Origin of the sequence: Pontibaca methylaminivorans (assembly GCF_900156525.1) — a bacterium.
Classification (GTDB): domain Bacteria; phylum Pseudomonadota; class Alphaproteobacteria; order Rhodobacterales; family Rhodobacteraceae; genus Pontibaca; species Pontibaca methylaminivorans.
Map to the genome: position 1 here is coordinate 573,541 of NZ_FTPS01000001.1, position 21,720 is coordinate 595,260.

Here is a 21,720-nt window from a genome sequence, read left to right on the forward strand (position 1 = left end):
CACTTTATTTCATGACTGATGTGCAGGCGGCACGGGTTCAGCAGAAGAGATCGTTGCTGAGCGCGAATATCATGAGCCCCAGAATGAGCGAAATGCCGAATGCCATGAACAGGCGCAGCATCCGGTCGCTCAACGGCCGCCCGGCCACGGCCTCGTAGGCATAGAACAGCAGGTGCCCCCCGTCGAGCGCCGGGATCGGGAACAGGTTCAGCAAGCCGATCGCGGTGGACAGCACGGCGATGAACCAGATGAAGCTCTGCGTGCCCTGGCTGGCCATCGCGCCCGATGCCTCGGCGATGCCGATCGGGCCCGACATGTTGCAACTGCTGATCGCCCCGGTGAGCATGTGCCAGAGCCCGCTGAGCGACCCCGTGATCACCGCCCCCGTCTGGGCAAACGCGCTGCCCAATGCCTCGAGCGGCCCGGCGGTGCGGGTTGCGGGGGCAAAGGCCATCTCGCCGGCGATGCCGATGCGCCACTGATTGCTGAAGCCGCCGCCGGCCGCCGGTTCGTCGGTGCGCCGCGGCGTGAGGGTGAAATCCTGCACCTCGCCCCTGCGCCAGACCTCGATCAGGAGCGGCGCGCCGTCGGAGTCCTCGACCATGTCGCGAAGCTGCTCGAACGCCGTGATCGGCTGGCCCTCCGCCGCCACGATCACGTCGCCGGGGCGGAGCCCGCTGTCCATGGCGGCGCTGCGGGGCGCGACCTGGGCAATGAGCGGCGGCATGGGATAGGGGCCGCTCACGGTGATGCGGCTCCCGTCGCGGCGCACGTCGTAATCCAGCACATCATTGACGGGGATCGCAGGCAGGAAATCGCTCCAGCCGGCCGGATCCTCGGCGTCCGGCAGCGGCTCTCCGGCGATCGCGAGAATTTCGTCCCCGGCACGGAGTTCATAGGCGCCGGCCTCGGGCAGCGGGTTCATGGCGCCGACCGTCAGGGGCTCGGCCACCACGCCACGCAACATGAAGATCGCCGCGAAAACCATGATGGACATGGCAAAATTGAACATCGGCCCCGCCGCGACCGTGGCGGCCCGCGCCCAGAGTGGCGCGCCGTGCATGGTGCGCCGCAGCCGCGCCGGATCCTGCTCTGCAGCGGCCATCGCCTCTGCATCCCTGCCCGATGCGGCATCTGCATCGCCGAGGAATTTCACATAGCCGCCGAACGGCAGCGCCGCCACCTGCCAGCGCGTCCCGCGCCGGTCCCGGCGCGAAATCAGCACCGGGCCGAAGCCGATGCTGAACACCTCGGCATGGATGCCCGACCAGCGCCCGACGATGTAATGGCCGAACTCATGCACGAAAACGATGATCGAAAGCGCCACGATGAAGGCCGCGACGGTGTAGAGCAGCCCGCCGAATTGCGGAATGAGCGAAAGAATGTCCAAAATCTCAACCAGTCCGTTGCGTCATGGCTTCATCGGCACGCCTGCGTGCCAGATGGTCGGTTGCCATGACGTTATCAAGGGTCATTTCGCCGTCGATCAGCGCCGCGTCGCCCTCCATGCGGGCAAGCACCGTCTCGACCACGCGGGCCATGTCGCAGAAACCGATCCGCCCGGCGATGAATCCGTCCAGTGCGCGTTCCTTGGCGGCGTTGAAGGCGGCGCCGCGCAGCCCGCCCGCTGCCATCACCTCGCGCGCGAGGCGCAGCGCCGGCCAGCGCCCCTCGTCGGGCGCGGCAAAGCTCATCTGCCCGATCCGGGCCAGATCCAGCCGCTCGACCGGGAGCGCGCGGCGTTCGGGCCAGTGCAGCGCATAGCCGATCGCATGGCGCATGTCGGGCACCCCCACATGCGCCATGAGCGCCCCGTCGCGGAAGCCGACCAGCGCATGAACCAGCGATTCCGGGTGGATCAGCACCTCGATCCGCTCGGGCGCAATATCGAAAAGATGTTGTGCCTCAATTACTTCCATCGCCTTGTTGAACATGGAGGCGGAATCGATCGTGATCCGCTGCCCCATGTTCCAGTTCGGATGACAGGAGGCTTCGGCCAGCGTCGCATGTTCAAGCCGCTCGGCCGGCCAGTCGCGGAAGGCACCACCGCTCGCGGTCAGGATGATGCGGTCGACGGCGTCCATATCGGCGCCGGCAAGCGCCTGGAACACCGCCGAATGTTCGCTGTCCACAGGCAGGATCCGCGCGCCCGCCCGCGCCGCCACCCGGCGCACGAGCGCGCCGGCACAGACCAGCGTTTCCTTGTTGGCAAGGGCAAGCACAGCGCCCTGTTCGAGCGCCGCGAGGCCCGGCCGCAGCCCCGCCGCGCCGATGATCGCCGACATCACCCAGTCGGAGGGGCGCGCCGCCGCCTCGATCAGCGCCGCCTCTCCCGCCGCCGCCTCGATACCGCTGCCGGCAAGCCGCGCGCGCAGCTCTTCCAGACACTCTTCATGGGCGGTCACCGCGATTTCGGCCGAAAGCGCGACGGCATCGCGGGCAAGCCGTTCAACATTACGCCTGCCCGTGAGCGCCACGACCTGATAGGAGTCACGCGCCCGCGCGATCAGGTCGATGGTGCTCTGCCCGACCGAGCCGGTCGCGCCGAGAATGGTGATGCGCCGTGTCATGCGAGCCCTTGCGGCAGCCCCGCGAGCGCCGTGGCCAGCGACAGCACGAGCGCCCCGCCAAGCATCGCGTCGAAACGGTCCAGAAGCCCGCCATGGCCGGGGATGAGCGCGCTTGAATCCTTGACCCCCGCATGGCGCTTGATCGCGCTTTCCACGATGTCGCCCGCCTGCCCCGCCACGGCAACCAGCACCGACAGCGCGACCAGCGCAAGGCCGCCCCCGAGCACCAGCGCCGCCGCCGCCCCGACCAGCGCCGCGCCCAGCCAGCCGGCAACGGTGCCCGACCAGGTCTTGTTGGGGCTGACCCGCGGCCAGAGCTTTGCCCCGCCGATCGCCTTGCCGGCGAAGTAACCGGCGACGTCAGAGGCCACGATCACGAGGGTGAGCCAGATCATCACCGCAAGCGACGCCTCGCGCAGCACGATCACGGCAAACCCCGCAACCAGAATGGCGGCAGCGTAGGGAATGATGATCGCCTGCCCGCGCGGCGCCAGCGCGCCGCCGATCAGGGCCCCGAGCGGAAGCAGCCAGAGCCCGTGCGGCAGGACGACCGCAAGCAGCATCAGCAGGCCGGCCCCCGCAGCGACAGGCAGCGCACGGCCCCCGCCCGCCGGCTCGAACATGCGCAGCAGTTCCCAGACCATGATTGCGCAGGCGAGCGCGATGAACAGCGTGAAAGGAACCCCGCCCGCAAGGACCGCGCCCAGCGCCAGCGCGGCGAGGATCGCGGCCGAGACGATGCGCGGCCCGAGATCGGCCCATCTGCCCGGCGCCGTCATGAGGGCACGGCGCCGAAGCGGCGGTCGCGCGTGCCGTAGCTGCGGCAGAGGCGGCCCAGTTCCTCGGCGCTGAAATCGGGCCAGAGCGTGTCGATGAATTCATATTCCGCATAGGCCGACTGCCAGAGCAGGAAATTCGAGATCCGCGCCTCGCCGCTGGTGCGGATCACCAGATCCGGGTCGGGCAGAACATGGGTATCAAGGTAACGCGGCAGCGTTTCCTCGTCGACTTCATCGGGGTTCAGGGTTCCGGCGGCGACGTCATGGGCCAGGCGGCGCGCGGCGCGGGCGACCTCGTCACGGCCGCCATAGTTCAGCGCGATGGTCAGATGGACCCGGTCGTTGCCGGCGGTGGCCAGTTCCAGGTCGTCCATGAGCGTGATCAGCTTGGCATCGAGCCGCACCCGGTCGCCGATGAACCGCACCCGCACGCCCTGCGCCTGCAGCGCCTTGGTTTCCTTCATGATATAACGGCGGAACAGCCCCATGAGCCCGGCCACCTCAAGCTGGGTGCGTTTCCAGTTCTCGGTGGAAAAGGCGAATATGGTCAGGTACCGGATGCCGAGATCGGGGCAGGCCTCGACCACCTCGCGCACGCGGCGCGCCCCGGCATGATGACCGAACAGGCGCGGCCGGCCGCGCATCGTCGCCCAGCGACCGTTGCCGTCCATGATGATGGCGACGTGGCGCGGGCCGCCTTCCGGCGCGGAGGGGTTGCTGGCCGACATCGCCCCGGGTCAGACCTGCATGATTTCGGCTTGCTTGGTTTCCAGGTGGCTGTCCACGGCAGCGATCATGCGGTCGGTCAGTTCCTGCACTTCGTTTTCCCAAAGTTTCTGGTCGTCCTCGGACAGGTTGTCCGATTTCGCCTTGCGGATCTGCTCCATGCCGTCGCGGCGCACGTTGCGGATCGCCACGCGGGCGCTTTCCGCATATTGCCCCGCGACCTTGCCAAGCTCGCGGCGCCGTTCCTCGTTCAGCTCGGGGATCGGCAGCATGATGATGGTGCCGTTGGTCTGGGGATTGATGCCGAGCCCGCTTTCGCGGATCGCCTTTTCCACCTTGGAAACAAGGCTCTTGTCCCAGACGTTCACGGTCACCATGCGCGGTTCGGGCACGTTCACCGTGCCGACCTGGTTGATCGGCGTGCGCTGGCCGTAGGCCTCGACCATCACCGGCTCCAGCATCGAGGCGCTCGCCCGGCCGGTGCGCAGCGAGGCGAATTCGGTCCGAAGCGCGGCGAGCGCGCCGTCCATGCGCCGTTCCAGGTCGCTCATATCGAGTTGAAATTCGTCTGACATGCCGTTTCCTCGTTCGTCATCGTCCCGCAAGGCGTCCTGCCGGGTCTATAGCGTCAGCCATGCACCTTTGTATAGGTGCCTCGTCCGGCCAGTATGCCCCGGAAGCCGCCGGGTTCATCCAGCGAAAAGACGATGATCGGCAGGTTGTTGTCGCGCGCGAGCGCGATCGCGCTCGCGTCCATGACATTGAGCCGCCGCGCCAGCACCTCGTCATAGGTCACGTCATCGAAACGTTTCGCATCCGGGAAGCGCACCGGGTCGCGGTCATAGACGCCGTCCACCTTGGTGCCCTTGAAGATCGCCTCGCAGGCCATTTCGTTGGCCCGCAGCGTCGCCGCCGTGTCGGTGGTGAAATAGGGGTTGCCGGTCCCGGCGGCAAAAATGCAGACGCGCTGCTTTTCCAGGTGGCGCACGGCGCGGCGGCGGATATAGGGTTCGGCCACCTCGTCCATGCGGATTGCGCTGATGACCCGGCAATGCAGCCCGAGCGCCTCGAGCGAGGACTGCATCGCCAGCGCGTTCATCACCGTCGCGAGCATCCCCATGTAATCGGCGGTGGCGCGCTCCATCCCCTGCGCGCTGCCCTGCAACCCGCGAAAGATGTTGCCGCCGCCGATCACCATGCAGATCTCGACGCCGAGCTCGTGCACCGATTTCACCTCGTCCGCGATCCGTGCCACGGTGGGCGGATGCAGGCCGTATCCCTGGTCCCCCATCAGCGCCTCGCCCGAGATCTTGAGCATGACCCGCCGGTATTTCACCGGCTCCTGCGGCTCGGGGGATGTCGGGTTCAGGGTCATGGTGCACTCCGCCGCAGGTCATTGTTGAACTCGGGCGCAAGATGAAGCAAATCGCCGCCATGCGCAATCTGCCCCGGACCGCCCCTGCCCCGCGCCGCCGCCCGCATGGGAGCGGCACGCCGTGACCCCGCGCCCGGGTCCGGCGGCGCTGCCCCCGATTCCGCCCGACCGCCCGGTGCTGATCGCCGGGCCGACCGCCTCGGGGAAGTCGGCGCTCGCGCTCAGAATCGCGCAGGACGGCGGCGGGGTGATCGTGAACGCCGATGCGGCACAGGTCTACGACTGCTGGCGCGTGATCACCGCCCGGCCGAGCCCGGCCGAGGAAGCCGCCGCGCCGCATCGCCTTTACGGCCATGTGCGCTGGGACCAGCCCTATTCCGCCGGTCACTGGCTGCGCGAGGTGCGCGCGATCCTTGCCGAGGGGCTGCGCCCCATCATCACCGGCGGCACCGGGCTTTATTTCGCCGCCCTGACCGAAGGGCTGGCCGAGCTTCCGCCGATTCCGCCCGACATCCGCGCCCGCGCCGACGCGATGACGCTTGCGGCGCTGCGCGACGGGCTCGACGCGGCGACGGCTGCCCGAATCGATCTGCAGAATCGCGCCCGGGTGCAGCGCGCATGGGAGGTCCTGACCGCGACCGGTCGCGGGCTGGCCGCGTGGCAGGATGCAACCCCGCCGCCGGACCTGCCGCCCGGCGCCGCGGTTCCGCTGCTGCTCGAACCCGATCGCGACTGGCTGGAGCAGAGGATCCGCCGGCGCATCGCCCGGATGCTGGCCGAGGGCGCGGTGGACGAGGCCGCCGCCATGGACCGGCACTATGACGCGAACCGCCCGGCATTCCGGGCCATCGGCGTTCCCGAGTTGATATCCTGCCACCGCGGCATGTATAGTCTGGACGAGGCGTGCGAACGCATGGCCGTCGCGACCCGGCAATATGCCAAGCGCCAGCGCACATGGTTCCGTTCCCGGCGGGAACGCTGGCATCGGCTGGACCCGCAGGACGTCGCCTCCTGACCCGGACCGCGCCTCCGGAGAAAATGCACTCGCCAACGAAAGAACAGCGCCCCATATGCTTGACGCGCCCGAACCCGCATCCCTGTCGCCCGATCCGGCCTCGATCCGCGTTGCCACGCTCGGACAATTGACGCGCGAGGGCGCATGGGAACTCGGCCTTCTGCACAACCGGCCCGATCACATGCTGATCTGGATCACCCGCGGCCAGGGGGTGGCGCTGCTCGAAGGAGCGCGAAAGGGGATCGGCGCGCATAACGTGATCTTCGTGCCCGCCTATCAGCTTTTCGCGCTGGATACGGGACGGCAGGGTTTCGGGCAGGCGCTGATCGTGCCGCCGAACATGCCCCTGCCGTTGCCCACCGGCGTGCATCATCTGCGTATCCGCGACGCAACCGCACAAGCCGAGATGACCATGCGGATGGAGGCGCTTGCCCGCGAACAGGCCACCTCGCAGGAACTCCGCGATCACGCCATCACTGCCCATGCCGAACTGGTCGCGATCTGGCTGCGGCGCCAGATCGCCCATGCCGCCCACCCGGCCGAGCCTGCAAGCGACCGGCAGCGCCTTGCCCGCGCCTATTTCGCGCGCCTCACCCGCGATTTCGCGAGCGGGGCCAGCATATCCGACCATGCCGGGGCGCTCGGCGTGAGTGCGGGCGAACTGACCAGCGTCTGCCGCGCCGAGACCGGGCGCAGCGCCGCCACGCTGCTGAGCGAACGGCTGCTTCATGCCGCCCGCCGGCGCGGGCTTGGCGCCGGCGGCACGCCGGTCGCGGACATCGCCCGGGATCTCGGCTTTTCCTCGCCGGTGCAATTCGCCCGCTTCCTGCGGGACCACAGCGGCAAGGCGCCCGAAATGCTGCAGCAGGTGGCGACCGGAGACCCGGACGCCTGACCCCGACCGCGCCCGATTGACAGGAGCGCGAAACTGCGGCGCAATACCGGCAATTGCGGCTTGCTTTGATGCGCGCGCGCCCCGTTCGCGCGCCGCCCTGCCCCGCCGCCGGACCGAAGGAAGCACGATGGCGCAGCCCGGCCCGATCCACCCCGCCGCGCGGATGCACGCGCAGGAGCTTCGCGCGGGCCGGCTCGGGCGGCGGGAGTTCCTGACCCGCGTGACCGCGCTTGGCGTCTCGGCTGCGGCGGCGCTGCGGTTCGTCGGCGCTGCATCCCCCGCGCAGGCCAACCCCGCGATCCGCAGGGGCGGCACGCTCAGGGTCGCGATGACGGTGCGGGGCCTCAAGGATCCGCGCTCCTACGAGTGGTCCGAACACGGCAACCTGACCCGGGGCATCCTGGAATACCTGGTCGAATATCAGCGCGACGGCACGTTCCGCCCGATGCTTCTTGATGGCTGGGAAGTCAACGCCGACGCGAGCCGCTATGTGCTGCGCCTGCGGCCCGATGTGCGCTGGAGCAACGGCGACAGGTTCACCGTGCAGGACGTGCGGCGCAATATCGAGGGCTGGTGCGACCAGGGCATCCGCACCAATTCCATGGCGCCCCGCATGAAGGGGCTGATCGACCCCGGGACCGGGCAGGCCCGCAAGGGCGCGATCGAAATCCGCGACGCGCGCACGGTCGTGCTGAACCTGTCCGTGCCCGACGTGGCGCTGATCGCCAGTCTCGCGGACTTTCCGGCGGCGATCACCCATGCCGGCTATGACGAGGACGCGCCCTTTGCCGAGATGATCGGCACCGGCCCGTTCCGGCCGCTCGGCATCACGCCGGGCGAAAGCTGCGTGATCGAGCGCGGCGAACATGAATGGTGGGGCAGCGCCGTGTTTGGCGGCCCGTTCCTCGACCGGGTGGAGTTCGTCGATCCCGGCCCCGACCCGGCGGACTGGGTGAGCGCGGCGCGCGATGGCGAGGTGGACCTGCTTTACGAAACGGTAAGCGGTTTCATCGACGCCATGGACGCGATCGGCTGGACCCGCACCCGCGCCCGCACCGCCGCCACCATCGTGCTGCGCGGCAACCAGCAGGCCGAACGGGACGGGATCCGCCCCTATGCCGACCTGCGCATGCGCCGCGCGCTGGCGCTCGCGGTGGACAATGCGGTGTTGCTGGAGCTCGGCCAGGGCAACCGCGGCGAAATCGCCGCGAACCATCACGTGAGCCCGATCCACCCGGCCTATGCCGATATCGGCGGCGTTCCCTTCGCACCGGGCGAGGCCCGCGCACTTGCGCAGGCGGCCGGCCTGGCCGGTTTCGAACATGAGCTCATCACCATCGACGACGACTGGCAGCGCAATACGGGCGATGCCATGGCCGCACAGATGCAGGACGCGGGGCTGCGGGTGCGCCGCCGGATCCTGCCCGATGCGGCCTTCCGCGCGGACTGGACCCGCCACCCGCTCAGCGCCACCGCCTGGGGCCATCGCCCGCTTGCGGTGCAGGTGCTGGCGCTGGCCTATCGCAGCGGTGCGCCATGGAACGAAAGCGGCTATGCGAGCGAGGAGTTCGATCACCTCCTGACCCGGGCCAGCGCCATCGCCGATGTCGATGAACGTCGCAAGGTGATGGCCGAGATCGAATTCCTGCTGCGCCGCGACGCGGTGATGATCCAGCCCTACTGGCGGGCGCTGTTCAACCATCATGCCGGGCGCATCAAAAATGCCGAGATGCACCCCGCGCATGAGATCCACCTCTACCGGATCGGCTTTGCCGCATAGGCGGGCAGCAGCGCCTGGCGGACTCCGCCCGCCATGGCCCCGACATGGGCACATCCGCCGGAAAGATCGCCCGACACAGCGCCCGGCCTGCCCTGTCAACCGAGGGGCGGCGCCGCAACCGTCTGCCCGGTCCCGGTCAGCGCCCGGCGATCACCAGCACGTAATTGCGGGTTTCGGCATAGGGGGGCACACCGCCATGTCTGCGCACCGCCTCGGGCCCGGCGTTGTAGGCGGCAAGGGCAAGCTCCCAGGTGCCGAATTCGCGATATTGCCGGGCCAGGTAGCGCGCCCCGCCCTCGAGGTTCTGGCCGGGGTCGCTGATATCGACGCCCAGCCCCTGCGCCGTCGCCGGCATGAGCTGCGCCAGACCGAAGGCGCCCTTGTGCGACACCGCCTGCGGATTCCAGCCCGATTCCTGCTGCACGAGGCGGGCGAACAGATCCTCGGGCACATTGTGGCGCCGCGCCGCATCGCGCGCCATCTGCAGGAATTCGCCGCGGTAACGCCCGTCATACTGCGCGCTGATGACACCGGGAACCTCGACCTTCGGCGGCTGAAGATTGACCGAATTGCGATACTGGGCCGCGGCGCGCCCGTCGAGAACGCGGGTCTTGGCCGCATAGGCCGCGTGCCGGTCCTTCATGGCGTCGGCAGCGGCGCTGCCGGAAAGGATCGGCAGCATGATGCCCAGTGCAGCGAATCCCGTCGCAAGACGCAGCATGATCCCAACATCCTGTCCCTCGATGGCGCGCACTATGACGACAGGCGGTCCAAAATGGAAGATCATTCGCACCTGCGGGCAAATCCAGCGGCACAGGACACGGCTCACAAATCGTGTTTCAACCCTGCCGCTCGCCGTATAGGCTGCCGCCGCAGGTAGCGGCGCGGGATTCGTCCGCCCGCAGCCCGGCGCAGGCGCTCGGGCATTGATCGTCACGAACACAGGCAGGGGACACCATGGCCGGATCCGTCAACAAAGTCATCCTTATCGGCAACCTCGGCCGCGATCCCGAAGTGCGGACCTTCCCGAGCGGGGGCAAGGTCTGCAACCTGCGCGTGGCGACCTCCGAGACCTGGCGCGACCGCAACACCGGCGAGCGGCGCGAACGGACCGAATGGCATTCGGTCGCGATCTATGCCGAGCCGCTCGTGCGCATTGCCGAACAGTATCTGCGCAAGGGCTCCAAGGTCTATCTCGAGGGCCAGCTTGAAACCCGCAAGTGGCAGGACCAGAGCGGGCAGGACCGCTACAGCACCGAAGTGGCGCTGCGCCCCTACAGCAGCAGCCTTACCATGCTCGACGGGCGCGGCGAAAGCGGCCAGCGGGGCGACTTCGGGAGCGGCGGCGACCAGAGCTATGGCGGCGGCGACTACAGCGGCGGCAGCAGCGAGGGATCGCAAGGCGGGGGCGGCGGTGCCTCGCAGGGGCTCGACGACGACATTCCGTTCTGATCCGGGGATTGCCGCATCGCCCGTGATGCCCGCGAAGATCGCCATCGCCACCACGGCCGCATGTGATATGTTCCTGTCATGAAATGGTCGTTTTCCATCGGGCGGCTGTTCGGCTCGGAACTGCGCATCCATGCCACGTTCTTCCTGTTGCTGGCATGGATCGGCTGGGAAGGATACGCCCGCGCCGGTGCCCATGCGGCGCTGATGTCGGTGCTGTTCGTGCTGGCGCTGTTTGCCTGCGTGGTCGCGCATGAATACGGCCATGCGCTGACCGCGCGCCGCTACGGGATCCGCACCGTGGACATCACGCTCCTGCCGATCGGCGGGCTGGCCCGGCTGGAACGGATGCCCGAACAACCCCTGCGCGAGATCGCCGTGGCGCTGGCCGGCCCGGCGGTGAACGTGGTGATCTGGGCGCTGCTGTCACTTGTCACGGGGCCGGCGACCATGCTCGGCGACGTGACGGACATTCCGGGCTGGCGCGCCTTTTTCGCACAGCTTGCGGCGCTCAACCTGTTTCTCGCGGTGTTCAACATGCTGCCGGCCTTTCCGATGGACGGCGGGCGCGTGCTGCGGGCGTTGCTTTCGATCTGGACCGACCGGGTGCGCGCGACCCGCATCGCCGCCCGCGCCGGACAGGCGGTAGCGGTCGGTTTCGCGCTGCTCGGGCTGTTCTGGGGAAACGTGATCCTGATCCTGATCGCCGGGTTCATCTTTCTCGCGGCCAATGCCGAATCGAACGACGCCACCGCACGCCGGGTCAGCCGGCGGTTCCGGGCGCGCGATGCCATGATCACCGAATACGAGGCGCTGCACCCGGACGACAGCCTCCAGCTTGCGGCGAATTCTCTGATCCGCACCACCCAGCACGAATTCCCGGTGCTGGATGGCGAGGGGCATATTCTCGGCTTTCTCGAACGCAACGCGCTGTTTTCCGCGCTGGATCAGGGGAGCGCGGCACAGGTGGTGAGCGCAGTGATGACCCGCGACATCGTGACCGTGCCGCTTGATGAAGGGCTCGAGCGCGTTCTCGAGCGGCTGCGCGATTCTCCCTCCGGGCTCGTGGCGGTGGTGGGCCGCAATGGCCGCTTCAAGGGCTATATCTCGCGCGAGAATATCGGCGAACTCCTGATGGTGCACCGCCGCGGGCCGGACTGACGCACCGGGTCCGAAGCGGCAGGCGGGAGCAGGCCGGCGATCAGCCGCGGGCCGAAAGCCCCTCGTCCAGCAGACCGCGCACCACCCCGGGGGGCACGTCCGAAGTGACGAAAGCCTTGCCGATGCCGCGCGCCAGCACAAAGCGCAGTTGCCCGTCCACCACCTTCTTGTCCTGCGCCATGAGCGAAAGCAGCCCCTCCGCATCCGGCAGGGGGCCGGCGATATCGGCAAGGTCGGTCTTCATCCCCATGTCGCGCAGATGGGCGCGCACGCGGCTCGGCTCTTCCTGCGGGCACAGGCCAAGCCGCGCCGACAGGTCAAAGGCCAGCGCGCAGCCGATCGCCACGCCCTCGCCATGCAGCAGCCGGTCGGAATAGCCGGTCGCGGCCTCGAGCGCATGGCAGAAGGTATGCCCGAGGTTCAGCAGCGCGCGATCGCCCTGTTCGGTCTCGTCGCGGGCGACGATATCGGCCTTCATCTGCACCGAGCGCCTGACCGCCGCGACCCGCGCCGCCATGTCGCCACCGGCCAGCCGCGGCCCCTCCTGTTCCAGCCAGGCAAAGAACTCCGCATCGCCGAGCAGGCCGTATTTCACCACCTCGCCATAGCCGGCGATGAAATCGCGCGGCGTGAGCGTGCCAAGCGCGCCGGTATCCGCAAGCACGAGCGAGGGCTGGTGAAAGGCACCGATCAGGTTCTTGCCATGGGCGGAGTTGATCCCGGTCTTGCCGCCGACCGAACTGTCCACCTGCGCAAGAAGCGAGGTCGGGATCTGCACGAAGCGCACGCCCCGGCGCAGCACCGCCGCGGCAAATCCGGCAAGATCGCCGATCACCCCGCCGCCGAGCGCGATCACCACATCGCGGCGTTCGACCCGCTGCCCGAGCAGCCATTCCACCGCGCGGGTGAATTCGGGCCAGCCCTTGGTCGCCTCCCCCGGCGGAAGCGCGAGCGCCTCCATCGCGATCCCGGCCCGCGCCAGTCCCTCGCGCAGCGGATCAAGGTAAAGCCCGGCGACGGTCTCGTCGCTCAGGACGGCCACGCGGCGGCGCACCAGCAGCGGCGCGATCAGGTCGCCGGCCTCGGCGATCAGGCCGGGGCCGATCTCGACATCATAGGCGCGTTCGCCAAGGGGCACATGGACCCGCTCTCTCATGGCTCATTGCCTTTCATTGTTCCCCGCCGGGCGCCGCCCCGCCCGTTTCCAGCACATCCGGCCGCGTGGCGAGCTTTTCGATCACCCGGTCAACCATGGTCTCGATCGGGATCCGGCGCCCCGAGCGCACGGCGAGTTCCGCCTTGGCGTAGAACGGCACACGTTCGCCGTAAAGGCGCGCAAGCGTGGCCTGCGGATCGGCCGTCTGCAGGAGCGGACGGGTATTGCGGTGGCGCACCCGCTCCCACAGCACGTCAAGCTCGGCCTGCAGCCAGAGCGCGACCCCGTTGCGGGCGATGATCTCGCGATTCCGGCCGGACAGGAACGCGCCGCCGCCGGTCGAAAGGATCACCGGCGCCTCTGCCCGCATGAGCCGGTCGATGACTTCGGTTTCGCGCGCGCGAAAGAAGGCCTCGCCGTCGCGGGCAAAGATTTCGGGGATGCTCATGTTCGCCGCCGCCTCGATCTCGGCATCGCTGTCGAGAAAGGGCACGCCGAGCCGCGCCGCAAGGGCGCGCCCCACCGCGGTCTTGCCCGCCCCCATCATGCCGACCATGGCCACGGTTTTCCTGAGGCGGCCGGGATTTGTCCCCATGCTGCCCGGATTCGGGCTCTGTTCGATCTCGCGCATGTTGTCTTGAATGACGGGATATTGCAGAAAAGACCATATACAAGTTGCGCAGAACGCAGCAGCGGGCAGTGAGGTCCCCCATGGGCAGACTCTTCAAGTTCATCATCTTTCTCGTCGTCCTCGCCTTTGTCGCGCTGGTCGCCTACGCTTATGTCGGCCCGTGGTTCGGGGTGGATTTCAGCGCCCCGCAAAGCGAGATTCGCCGTCCGGTGACACTGGATGGTCAATAGGACGGGGGTTCTGCTGGCGCTGCTGCTGGCCCTGCCATCCGGCCTGCGGGCCGAGGCACCGCTTTCGGCGATCGACTGGCTGAACGACCCCGATTCGTCGGATTACACCGGCCCCGTGCTGCTGGAGCCGCCGGTAAGCAGTTCGGCGCGCAAACCCAAAATCCGCGTGACCCCGCTCGATTCAGGCGGCAAGCCGGTCGGGCTCGTGCCCGGCTCGGTGACCGGCCTGCCCGCCAATCTCTGGGCCGGGAGCGAGGTCGAGCAACTTACCACCCTGATCAGGACTGCGCGGATCCGCGACTTTCCCGCGCTCCAGTCGCTGTTCTTCACGCTGCTTCTGGCCGAGACCAACCCGCCCCCGGGAGAGGAGGACGCCGAACGCCTGCTGCTGGCGCGGCTCGACCGCCTGATCGACCTCGGCGCCGTCGATCCGGCGCGCGAACTGGTGAAAGCCGCGGGGCCCGGGCGCAATGCGGCGCGATTCGCCCGCTGGTTCGACAGTTCGCTGCTGACCGGTGACGAGGACCGCAGCTGCGCCCTGCTGATGGAAAAGCCCCATCTCGCGCCCTCGCTTGCTGCGCGCATCTTCTGTACCGCGCGAACCGGCGACTGGGCAGGGGCGATGCTGCTGCTCGAATCGGCCCGCGCGCTCGACCTTCTGCCGCAGCGCGACCTGGCGCTGCTCGATCGCTTCGTTGATGCCGAACTGTCCGAGGATGCGCGCGCCCTGCCCCCGCCCGACAATCCCGATCCGCTGACCTTCCGCCTTTACGAGACGATCGGCGAGCGCCTGCCGACCAGCGACCTGCCGCGGGCCTTTGCCACCGCCGACCTGCGCGATGTGGCCGGCTGGAAGGCCCAGATCGAGGCGGCCGAGCGGCTCGTGCGCTCCGGCGCGCTGGCCCCGAACCAGTTGCTCGGCTTCTATACGGCGCGCGCGCCCGCAGCCTCGGGCGGGGTATGGGAGCGCGTCGCCGCGGTGCAGCGGTTCGAGACCGCGCTCGATTCCGGCAGCGCCTCCGCCATCGGAAAGACCCTGCCGCTGGTCTGGACGGCGATGCAGGACAGCGGGCTCGAAGTGCCCTTTGCCACGCTGCTGTCCGAGCGGCTCGCGGAGCTCGACCTCGGGCCGGGCGCGGCGCAGGATCTGCTCTGGCACATCCGCCTGCTCGGCCCGGGCTATGAAGCGGCGGCGCAGGCCCCCCATCGCCGGAGCGCCGAAAACGATTTCCTGGCGGCGCTGGCGCGCGGCCGGCCGGGCGATGCGCCGGCCCCGACCCCGCTTGCCGAGGCGATCGCGAAAGGGTTTGCCGCCGACGCACGCCCGGCCGACGACCTGCAGGAGGCCCTTGCCGGCGGTCGTCTTGGCGAGGTCATCCTGCGCACCATCGTCCTTTTCGACACCGGGGCCGAGGGCAACCTGCCGGAACTCGCCGGCGCGCTCGCCACCCTGCGCCGGGTCGGGCTCGAGGACACGGCGCGCCGGGCGGCGTTGCAGATCATGCTGCTCGAGCGGCGCACATGAGCGGTGGGCCGGCCGGGGATCACGGCTGGATCGCCCGGTTTCTCGAGGCGCAGGCGGCGGAACTCGGCGCCGCCACCAACACGCTGCTGGCCTATGGGCGCGATCTCAAGGATTTTTCCGCCTGGCTGTCGCCCGGCGCGGGCGGATTCGCGGGTGTCACGCAGGAATGCATCGAATCCTACCTGCTGCATTGCGACGCGCAGGGACTGGCGACATCGACCCGGGCGCGCCGCCTTTCGGCGATCCGCCAGCTTTACCGCTTTGCCTTCGACGAGGGCTGGCGCAGCGACAATCCCGCGATCCGCATTTCCGGCCCCGGCCGCAGCCGCCGACTTCCCGGCACGCTCGGCATGGAAGAGGTGGACCGGCTCCTTGCCGCGGCGCGCGCCAGCGGGCGCGACGACATGGCGCGGGTGCGCAATACCTGTCTGCTCGAACTGCTCTATGCCACCGGGATGCGGGTGTCGGAACTCGTGGCCCTGCCCGTTTCCGCCGCGCGCGGCGATCCCCGCCTGCTGCTGGTCCGCGGCAAGGGCGGCAAGGAACGGATGGTGCCGCTCTCGCCCCCGGCGCGCGAGGCGCTCGCCACATGGCTGCGCCTGCGCGACGCGGCGGAGTCCGGGCGCCGGGCGGAAGCGGGCGCAGGCGCGGGCGGCTCGCCGTTCCTGTTCCCGTCGCGCGGGAAAAGCGGGCACCTGACCCGCAACCGGTTCTATCTGCTGATCAAGGAACTTGCCGTCGCCGCCGGGGTTGCGCCCTCGCGCGTCACGCCGCACCGCCTGCGCCATGCCTTTGCCACCCATCTGCTTGAAAACGGGGCCGATCTGCGCTCGATCCAGATGCTGCTCGGCCATGCCGACCTTGCCACGACGGAAATCTATACCCATGTGCTCGAGGCGCGGCTGCGCGATCTGGTGCTGACGCATCATCCGCTCGCCCGCGATGCGCAGTGACGGGGGCGCGGCGTGGCGCTTGATCGCCCGGCGCCGCACCTCCATAAACGACAACAGCCCAATCACGGGAACGGAACATCATGGCGTCTGTATTCGACAGCGCATTCTGGATCACCAGCACGGCGATCATCCTGCTGGTCGCGGTTTCGGCGTTTTTCTCCGGCTCTGAAACCGCGCTGACGGCGGCGTCGCGGGCCAAGCTGCGGGTGCAGGCCGACAAGGGGTCTCGCGGCGCCGAGCGCGCGCTCGGGATCACCGACGACAATGAACGGCTGATCGGCTCGGTATTGCTTGGCAACAACCTGGTGAACATCCTGTCTGCCTCGCTCGCCACGGCGCTGTTCACGCGCATCTTCGGCGACAACGGCGTGGCGCTTGCGACGCTGATGATGACGTTTCTCGTGCTGATCTTCGGTGAAGTGCTGCCCAAGACCTATGCCATCAGCAATCCCGAGCGTGTCTCTGCCCTGATCGCGCCCGGCATCGCCGTGGTGGTGCGGGTGTTTGCGCCGGTGGTCGGGGCCGTGCGGATCCTCGTGCGCCTGCTGCTGCGCTCGCTCGGGGTGCGGGTCGATCCCGACAGCCACATTCTTGCCGTGCGCGAGGAAATCGCCGGCACGCTGCAGCTTGGTCATTCCGAGGGGCTTGTCGAAAAGGAAGACCGCGACCGCATTCTCGGCGCGCTCGATCTTGCCGATCGCACGGTCGAGGAAATCATGCTCCATCGTTCGGGAATCGAGATGATCGACGCGGACGAGCCGGCCGATACGATTCTCCAGCAATGTATCGACAGCCCGCATACGCGGCTCCCGGTCTATCGCAACGAGCCCGAGAACATCATCGGCGTGATCCATGCCAAGGATCTGCTGCGCACCATCTATCAGCAGGTCAGCGCCGGGGCCGAGGGGCACGAGGCGCTCCGGCATTTCCGCATCACCGATGTGGCGATGCCGCCCTATTTCATCCCCGAGACGACGACGCTCGACGACCAGATGCGCCAGTTCCTGCGCATGCGCACGCATTTCGCGCTGGTGGTGGATGAATACGGCAGCCTGCGCGGGCTGATCACGCTCGAGGACATCCTCGAGGAGATCGTGGGCGAGATCACCGACGAATTCGACCCCGACGCCGATTCCCCGGTCAAGCGCACCGAGGACGGGCAGTTCCTGATCGACGGCGCCATGACCATCCGCGACCTGAACCGCGCGACCGACTGGAACCTTCCCGACGACGAGGCCAACACCGTCGCCGGGCTGGTGATTCACGAGGCGCAGATGATTCCGACCGTGGGGCAGGTGTTTTCCTTCCACGGTTTCCGCTTCGAGGTGATCGCGCGCGACGGCAACCGCGTGACCGGGCTCAAGATCCGCCCGCTCTAGATTCGCCTGCTCTGACCGGTATCATTCCGGGCCTCGCTCGGGCGCCATGCGATACAGCGCACCGTTATCCTCGGACAGGAACCAGATGCTGCCATCCTCCGCCTCGGCAATGTCGCGGATGCGCAGCGTTTCGGGCGTTTTGATGCGCTCGATCTCTTCGAGCGGATCGCCCCCCAGCCGGCTGATCAGGTCGAACTTGAGCGCCCCGACAAGGAACTGCCCCTCCCATTCGGGCCAGAGCCTGCCGGAATAGATCATCATGTCAGAGGGCGCGATGGAGGGATCCCAGTAAAAGGCCGGCTGCTCCATCCCCGCCTTTTCGGTGCCCTCGCCGATCCTGGAGCCATCATAATCCGTCCCGTAGGAAATGACCGGCCAGCCGTAATTCGCACCCTTTTCGATGCGGTTGATCTCATCCCCGCCCCTGGCGCCGTGTTCGACCACCCAGAGCTGCCCCTCGGCGTCGATGGCCGCGCCCTGCGGATTGCGGTGCCCGTAGGACCAGATCCCGGGCAGCGCGTCCGCGTCATCCACGAACGGATTGTCCTCGGGCACGCTTCCGTCGCGCTCCAGCCGCACAACGGTGCCGTTGTGGCTGGCGAGGCTCTGCGCCTCGTCGGCGTTCTGGCGCTCGCCGAGGGTGATGAACAGGCGCCCATCCGGCGCCTCGACCACGCGGGAGCCGAAATGATTGCTGCCGCTGCCCGGATGCACCGCCTCGAAAATGCGCTCGATATCCTCGAGTCGGTCCGCCGCATCCGACAGGCGCCCGACGTCGAGCGCCGTCGCCGCGCCATCATCCGTGCGATGCGCATAGGTAAAGAACACCTCGCGGCTTTCGTCGAAATCCTGCGGCACCATCACATCGAGAAGCCCGCCCTGCCCGCGCGCGTAAACCTCGGGCAGGCCCTCGACCTCCTGCCGCTCGCCGTCCTTGCCGACATGCCAGAGCCGCCCGCCGCGCTCGGTCACGAGCACGCTTCCATCGGGCAGGAAATCGAACCCCCAGGGGATCTCGAACCCCTCGGCAACCTGCGTGATTTCATAGGCGCTCGCCTCGGCCTGCCCCGCCCCGGTTCCATCGCCTGCCGCGGCAAGCACCGGAAGACCCCCGCCGGGCAGGGCAATGCAAAGGACGGATAGAAGGGCGTTGCGCGACATGGAACCGTCTCCCTTGACCTGTGTCGAAAGATAGGGACCGCGCCGCGCCCGTCAACGCATGCGCCGAAAATTGCCGCCGCGAGTTCAGCGCTGCCCCTTGAACAGGCTCCCCAATACGCCGCGCACGAGCCGGCGCCCGCTTGCGCCACCAAGCTCGCGCACCACGCTGCGGGCGAGCGCCTCGCCGATGCCGCCCGCGGCACCCGTGCTGTGCCGGCCGCCGTAGGGGCGCCCGCCGCCCCCGCGGCGCACCGCAGCCTGCCCGCCCTGCCGGTCATCCAGCCTGTCGTCCTGTCCGGCTGCATCGGCCGCGACACGGGCGCGGGCCTCCAGAAGCTCATAGGCCGATTCACGGTCCACCGCCCGGTCATATTTTTCGCCCATGGGGCTTTGCTCCATGATCCGGCGGCGTTCGGCCGCGTCGATCGGGCCCAGCTTCGAGGACGGCGGGCGGATCAGGGTGCGCTCGACCATGCCCGGGACGCCCTTGTCGCCAAGCATCGACGTCACCGCCTCTCCGACACCAACCTCGCGGATCGCTTCCTCGGTCGAAAAGCGGGGATTGTCGCGATAGGTGCGCGCGGCCTGCACAAGCTTTGCCCGGTCATTCGCGGTAAAGGCACGCAGCGCATGCTGCAGCCGGTTGCCAAGCTGGCCGAGCACGGATTCGGGTATATCCGCCGGATTCTGGGTTACGAAATAGATCCCGACTCCTTTCGAGCGGATCAGCCGGGCAACCTGTTCGATCTTGTTCACCAGCGCCTTCGGGGCGCCGTCGAACAGCAGATGCGCCTCGTCGAAGAACAGCACGAGCCGGGGCTTGTCCGGGTCGCCGACCTCGGGAAGGGATTCGAACAGTTCGCTCATCAGCCAGAGCAGGAAGGTCGAATAAAGCGCCGGCGATTGCAGCAGCCGATCGGCGGCGAGGATGTTCACCATCCCCCGTCCGTCCGCGTCGCAGCGCATGAGATCGGCAAGGTCAAGCGCCGGTTCACCGAAGAACTGCGCCCCGCCCTGGTTTTCCAGCACCAGAAGCCGGCGCTGGATCGCGCTTACCGACGCGGTCGAGACATTGCCGTAACGCGCGGAAAGTTCGGCCCGGTTCTCGCCGATCCAGAGCAGCAGCGCCTGCAGATCCTTGAAATCAAGCAGCGCGAGCCCCTCTTCATCGGCGAGGCGGAAGGCGATGTTGATCACCCCTTCCTGCGCTTCGCTGAGATCGAGCAGCCGCGAGATCAGCAGCGGCCCCATGTCCGCCGGTGTGGTGCGGACAGGGTGCCCCACCTCGCCGAACAGATCCCAGAATGTGACCGGGCAGCCGCGATAGCCATAACCGTCGAGCCCGATCTGCCGCGCGCGATCGGCAAAGGCGGCGTGCTGCTTTGCCGTCCCGGATCCGGGCAGCGCGAGCCCGCCGATGTCGCCCTTGGCATCCGACAGGAACACCGGCACCCCCGCCTCGCTGAAGCCCTCCGCGAGGATCTGGAGCGTCACCGTCTTGCCGGTCCCGGTCGCACCGGCAATCAGCCCGTGGCGGTTCGCGTATCGCAGCGCCAGTTCCTGCGCCTCGTCATGATCGGGGCCCCCGCCACCGATGAAGATCGCACCGCTCATACCTGTTCTTGCCTCCTGCATCCCAAGACAAAGTTAACCTTTCTCTGCCAGAGTGGAAATCATTCACCGATGCCCCTGGCGGGTGTGAATGTTTCCTCCCTGTCAGACTGGCCGTGCCCTCGGGCACGGCTTTTTTCCTTACAGGCAAGGAATATTCCTGTCAGTCCGGTAAAGTGAAAATTTATACGGGATCCTATGGTATTCCCTGTTGACCGGATCATTCCGCCTGCATAACGTCCTGCCTTACAAGGTCGGCCAAGTCCGACGGGGAGGAAAATAAACAAAAAGGGGCCATTGGCCCCTTTTTTAATGCGCGCGGTTTTCAACGTGATCTGAAATGCGGCCGTCCGGATTGCCGCCGATCATGCAGAATTCCCTGACATCGGGGAAACGCTGTGCTAGCAGATCCACGGAACACCTCCAGCAACCATGAGAGAGCAGATGCTGAAACACCTTTCCCCGCTGGCCGCTGTCGCAGTCTTCGCGCTGGCGTCCGGCACTGCCGCGCAAGAGGCAGAAACCCCCGAGGCCGAGACCGCCCAGCAGGAAGAGGCGGCACCGGAGAACGCTGCCACCGACGCCACGCAGGACGCAGCCGAATCCGCAGCGGACGACGACGCTGCGGCGAGCGACGCCGAAGGTGAGGCGGCACCGGCAGAGGGCGCGGAAGGCGAGGCACCGGCCGAAGGCGAGGCCCCCGCGGCCAGCGCCGACGATCCGCAGCTCGACCTCGGGCAGCCGATCACTTCGGGCGATCCGCAGCCGGGGCAGCGCTATTCCAAGGAAAAGTTCGGCAGCTGGGATCTCGCCTGCATCAAGACCCAGACCGACGAGGATCCCTGCTCGCTCCTGCAGGTTCTGCATGACGACGACGACAACCCGGTCGCCGAGATCTCGCTGTTCCGCATCAAGGGCGAAGGCCAGGCGGTTGCCGGTGCCTCGGTGATCGTGCCGCTCGAAACCCTGCTGCCGGCGCAGCTCACCATCTCGGTGGATGGCGGAACGGCCAAGCGCTACAGCTATGCCTTCTGCACCGACATCGGCTGCGTCGCACAGATCGGCCTGACGCAGGAAGACGTGGACACCTTCAAGCGCGGCAAGGGCGCCCAGGTCAAGCTGCGCCCGGCCCCGGCCCCCGATCACGAGGTGGTCCTCAACCTGTCGCTGGACGGTTTCACCGCCGGTTATGACGTGGTGGACGTGGTCGAGCAATGATCAAAGGGCCGGTCTCCGGCCCCGGCACATGATCCGGCATCAGGGCCGCCGCACATGATCGCGGCGGCCTTTTCCATGCGACTTCCTTGCGACCTTGCGGCAGCCG

At 68.0% G+C, this 21,720-nt stretch carries 21 protein-coding genes; 10 read left to right on the forward strand and 11 right to left on the reverse strand.

The window, feature by feature from the left end:
• Positions 1–37: 37 nt before the first annotated feature.
• Genes rseP through pyrH form a run of 6 tightly spaced genes read right to left on the reverse strand, consistent with a single transcriptional unit; the run spans position 38 to position 5,450 of the window.
• Positions 38–1,390: an RIP metalloprotease RseP gene (gene rseP, locus B0B01_RS02855; RefSeq protein WP_076647113.1), complete on the reverse strand. Its 1,353-nt coding sequence runs from the start codon at positions 1,388–1,390 to the stop codon at positions 38–40.
• A 4-nt stretch (positions 1,391–1,394) separates the two neighbouring features.
• Positions 1,395–2,570 (reverse strand): 1-deoxy-D-xylulose-5-phosphate reductoisomerase, encoded by a 1,176-nt coding sequence (dxr, locus tag B0B01_RS02860; protein WP_076647115.1) that lies wholly within the window; start codon positions 2,568–2,570, stop codon positions 1,395–1,397.
• Entirely contained in the window at positions 2,567–3,349 is a 783-nt protein-coding gene (locus B0B01_RS02865; RefSeq protein WP_076647117.1) for a phosphatidate cytidylyltransferase, read from the reverse strand. Before B0B01_RS02865 ends, dxr begins: the two co-directional genes overlap by 4 nt.
• Entirely contained in the window at positions 3,346–4,077 is a 732-nt protein-coding gene (gene uppS / locus B0B01_RS02870) for a polyprenyl diphosphate synthase (protein ID WP_076647119.1), read from the reverse strand. The genes B0B01_RS02865 and uppS overlap by 4 nt, the downstream gene beginning before the upstream one ends.
• A 9-nt stretch (positions 4,078–4,086) precedes the next feature.
• Positions 4,087–4,650 (reverse strand): ribosome recycling factor, encoded by a 564-nt coding sequence (gene frr / locus B0B01_RS02875; protein ID WP_076647121.1) that lies wholly within the window; start codon positions 4,648–4,650, stop codon positions 4,087–4,089.
• Positions 4,651–4,703: 53 nt separating this feature from the next.
• Positions 4,704–5,450 (reverse strand): UMP kinase, encoded by a 747-nt coding sequence (pyrH, locus tag B0B01_RS02880; RefSeq protein WP_076647123.1) that lies wholly within the window; start codon positions 5,448–5,450, stop codon positions 4,704–4,706.
• Between the two features lie 121 nt (positions 5,451–5,571).
• On the opposite strand from pyrH, the gene miaA reads away from it, so the two are divergent.
• From miaA to B0B01_RS02895, 3 genes are all read left to right on the forward strand, one after another.
• The gene (gene miaA / locus B0B01_RS02885; RefSeq protein WP_076647125.1) at positions 5,572–6,465 is read left to right on the forward strand and encodes a tRNA (adenosine(37)-N6)-dimethylallyltransferase MiaA; all 894 of its coding nucleotides are present in this window, start codon (positions 5,572–5,574) and stop codon (positions 6,463–6,465) included.
• A gap of 55 nt (positions 6,466–6,520) precedes the next feature.
• On the forward strand, positions 6,521–7,360 hold the full coding sequence (locus B0B01_RS02890) for an AraC family transcriptional regulator (RefSeq protein ID WP_076647127.1): 840 nt from the start codon (positions 6,521–6,523) through the stop codon (positions 7,358–7,360).
• A gap of 127 nt (positions 7,361–7,487) precedes the next feature.
• Positions 7,488–9,140, forward strand: coding sequence for an ABC transporter substrate-binding protein (locus B0B01_RS02895; RefSeq protein WP_076647129.1), 1,653 nt, complete (start codon positions 7,488–7,490; stop codon positions 9,138–9,140).
• A gap of 136 nt (positions 9,141–9,276) precedes the next feature.
• Here B0B01_RS02895 and B0B01_RS02900 read toward each other — a convergent pair whose 3' ends face one another.
• A complete protein-coding gene (locus B0B01_RS02900; RefSeq protein WP_083946215.1) occupies positions 9,277–9,861 on the reverse strand; it encodes a lytic transglycosylase domain-containing protein in 585 nt (194 codons plus the stop codon).
• A gap of 236 nt (positions 9,862–10,097) precedes the next feature.
• Here B0B01_RS02900 and ssb point away from each other — a divergent pair, with 236 nt between their 5' ends.
• Both ssb and B0B01_RS02910 read left to right on the forward strand, forming a co-directional pair.
• Complete coding sequence (ssb, locus tag B0B01_RS02905) at positions 10,098–10,592, forward strand: single-stranded DNA-binding protein (protein ID WP_076647131.1); 495 nt, start codon at positions 10,098–10,100, stop codon at positions 10,590–10,592.
• Positions 10,593–10,670: 78 nt separating this feature from the next.
• The gene (locus tag B0B01_RS02910) at positions 10,671–11,750 is read left to right on the forward strand and encodes a site-2 protease family protein (RefSeq protein WP_076647144.1); all 1,080 of its coding nucleotides are present in this window, start codon (positions 10,671–10,673) and stop codon (positions 11,748–11,750) included.
• A gap of 40 nt (positions 11,751–11,790) precedes the next feature.
• On the opposite strand, the gene aroB is transcribed toward B0B01_RS02910, so the two are convergent.
• On the reverse strand, positions 11,791–12,906 hold the full coding sequence (gene aroB, locus B0B01_RS02915; protein ID WP_076647146.1) for a 3-dehydroquinate synthase: 1,116 nt from the start codon (positions 12,904–12,906) through the stop codon (positions 11,791–11,793).
• Positions 12,907–12,919: 13 nt separating this feature from the next.
• A complete protein-coding gene (locus tag B0B01_RS02920) occupies positions 12,920–13,537 on the reverse strand; it encodes a shikimate kinase (protein WP_076647150.1) in 618 nt (205 codons plus the stop codon).
• A gap of 80 nt (positions 13,538–13,617) precedes the next feature.
• On the opposite strand from B0B01_RS02920, the gene B0B01_RS13250 reads away from it, so the two are divergent.
• From B0B01_RS13250 to B0B01_RS02935, 4 genes are all read left to right on the forward strand, one after another.
• Positions 13,618–13,767 (forward strand): hypothetical protein, encoded by a 150-nt coding sequence (locus tag B0B01_RS13250; protein ID WP_200805401.1) that lies wholly within the window; start codon positions 13,618–13,620, stop codon positions 13,765–13,767.
• The gene (locus B0B01_RS02925; RefSeq protein WP_076647153.1) at positions 13,757–15,292 is read left to right on the forward strand and encodes a hypothetical protein; all 1,536 of its coding nucleotides are present in this window, start codon (positions 13,757–13,759) and stop codon (positions 15,290–15,292) included. Before B0B01_RS13250 ends, B0B01_RS02925 begins: the two co-directional genes overlap by 11 nt.
• Positions 15,289–16,245, forward strand: a complete 957-nt coding sequence (locus B0B01_RS02930; RefSeq protein ID WP_076647156.1) for a site-specific tyrosine recombinase XerD — start codon at positions 15,289–15,291, stop codon at positions 16,243–16,245. The genes B0B01_RS02925 and B0B01_RS02930 overlap by 4 nt, the downstream gene beginning before the upstream one ends.
• 80 nt (positions 16,246–16,325) lie before the next feature.
• Complete coding sequence (locus tag B0B01_RS02935) at positions 16,326–17,624, forward strand: HlyC/CorC family transporter (RefSeq protein ID WP_076647159.1); 1,299 nt, start codon at positions 16,326–16,328, stop codon at positions 17,622–17,624.
• 21 nt (positions 17,625–17,645) lie between these two features.
• On the opposite strand, the gene B0B01_RS02940 is transcribed toward B0B01_RS02935, so the two are convergent.
• Complete coding sequence (locus B0B01_RS02940) at positions 17,646–18,785, reverse strand: PQQ-dependent sugar dehydrogenase (protein WP_083946004.1); 1,140 nt, start codon at positions 18,783–18,785, stop codon at positions 17,646–17,648.
• Positions 18,786–18,869: 84 nt separating this feature from the next.
• The gene (locus tag B0B01_RS02945; RefSeq protein ID WP_076647161.1) at positions 18,870–20,399 is read right to left on the reverse strand and encodes a helicase HerA-like domain-containing protein; all 1,530 of its coding nucleotides are present in this window, start codon (positions 20,397–20,399) and stop codon (positions 18,870–18,872) included.
• A gap of 441 nt (positions 20,400–20,840) precedes the next feature.
• Between B0B01_RS02945 and B0B01_RS02950 the strand changes: the two genes are divergently transcribed.
• On the forward strand, positions 20,841–21,614 hold the full coding sequence (locus tag B0B01_RS02950; protein WP_076647164.1) for an invasion associated locus B family protein: 774 nt from the start codon (positions 20,841–20,843) through the stop codon (positions 21,612–21,614).
• Positions 21,615–21,720: the final 106 nt, after the last annotated feature.

Excerpts from the sequence above, each read along its gene's own strand:
- B0B01_RS02900 (WP_083946215.1), bottom strand. The coding sequence starts at position 9,861 with ATGCTGCGTCTTGCGACGGGATTCGCTGCACTGGGCATCATGCTGCCG.
- dxr (WP_076647115.1), bottom strand. The coding sequence starts at position 2,570 with ATGACACGGCGCATCACCATTCTCGGCGCGACCGGCTCGGTCGGGCAG.
- B0B01_RS02930 (WP_076647156.1), top strand. The coding sequence starts at position 15,289 with ATGAGCGGTGGGCCGGCCGGGGATCACGGCTGGATCGCCCGGTTTCTC.
- B0B01_RS02910 (WP_076647144.1), top strand. The coding sequence starts at position 10,671 with ATGAAATGGTCGTTTTCCATCGGGCGGCTGTTCGGCTCGGAACTGCGC.
- B0B01_RS13250 (WP_200805401.1), top strand. The coding sequence starts at position 13,618 with ATGGGCAGACTCTTCAAGTTCATCATCTTTCTCGTCGTCCTCGCCTTT.
- pyrH (WP_076647123.1), bottom strand. The coding sequence starts at position 5,450 with ATGACCCTGAACCCGACATCCCCCGAGCCGCAGGAGCCGGTGAAATAC.
- frr (WP_076647121.1), bottom strand. The coding sequence starts at position 4,650 with ATGTCAGACGAATTTCAACTCGATATGAGCGACCTGGAACGGCGCATG.
- B0B01_RS02890 (WP_076647127.1), top strand. The coding sequence starts at position 6,521 with ATGCTTGACGCGCCCGAACCCGCATCCCTGTCGCCCGATCCGGCCTCG.
- B0B01_RS02865 (WP_076647117.1), bottom strand. The coding sequence starts at position 3,349 with ATGACGGCGCCGGGCAGATGGGCCGATCTCGGGCCGCGCATCGTCTCG.
- B0B01_RS02950 (WP_076647164.1), top strand. The coding sequence starts at position 20,841 with ATGCTGAAACACCTTTCCCCGCTGGCCGCTGTCGCAGTCTTCGCGCTG.
- B0B01_RS02920 (WP_076647150.1), bottom strand. The coding sequence starts at position 13,537 with ATGCGCGAGATCGAACAGAGCCCGAATCCGGGCAGCATGGGGACAAAT.
- B0B01_RS02935 (WP_076647159.1), top strand. The coding sequence starts at position 16,326 with ATGGCGTCTGTATTCGACAGCGCATTCTGGATCACCAGCACGGCGATC.
- ssb (WP_076647131.1), top strand. The coding sequence starts at position 10,098 with ATGGCCGGATCCGTCAACAAAGTCATCCTTATCGGCAACCTCGGCCGC.
- aroB (WP_076647146.1), bottom strand. The coding sequence starts at position 12,906 with ATGAGAGAGCGGGTCCATGTGCCCCTTGGCGAACGCGCCTATGATGTC.
- uppS (WP_076647119.1), bottom strand. The coding sequence starts at position 4,077 with ATGTCGGCCAGCAACCCCTCCGCGCCGGAAGGCGGCCCGCGCCACGTC.
- B0B01_RS02895 (WP_076647129.1), top strand. The coding sequence starts at position 7,488 with ATGGCGCAGCCCGGCCCGATCCACCCCGCCGCGCGGATGCACGCGCAG.
- B0B01_RS02945 (WP_076647161.1), bottom strand. The coding sequence starts at position 20,399 with ATGAGCGGTGCGATCTTCATCGGTGGCGGGGGCCCCGATCATGACGAG.
- B0B01_RS02940 (WP_083946004.1), bottom strand. The coding sequence starts at position 18,785 with ATGTCGCGCAACGCCCTTCTATCCGTCCTTTGCATTGCCCTGCCCGGC.
- B0B01_RS02925 (WP_076647153.1), top strand. The coding sequence starts at position 13,757 with ATGGTCAATAGGACGGGGGTTCTGCTGGCGCTGCTGCTGGCCCTGCCA.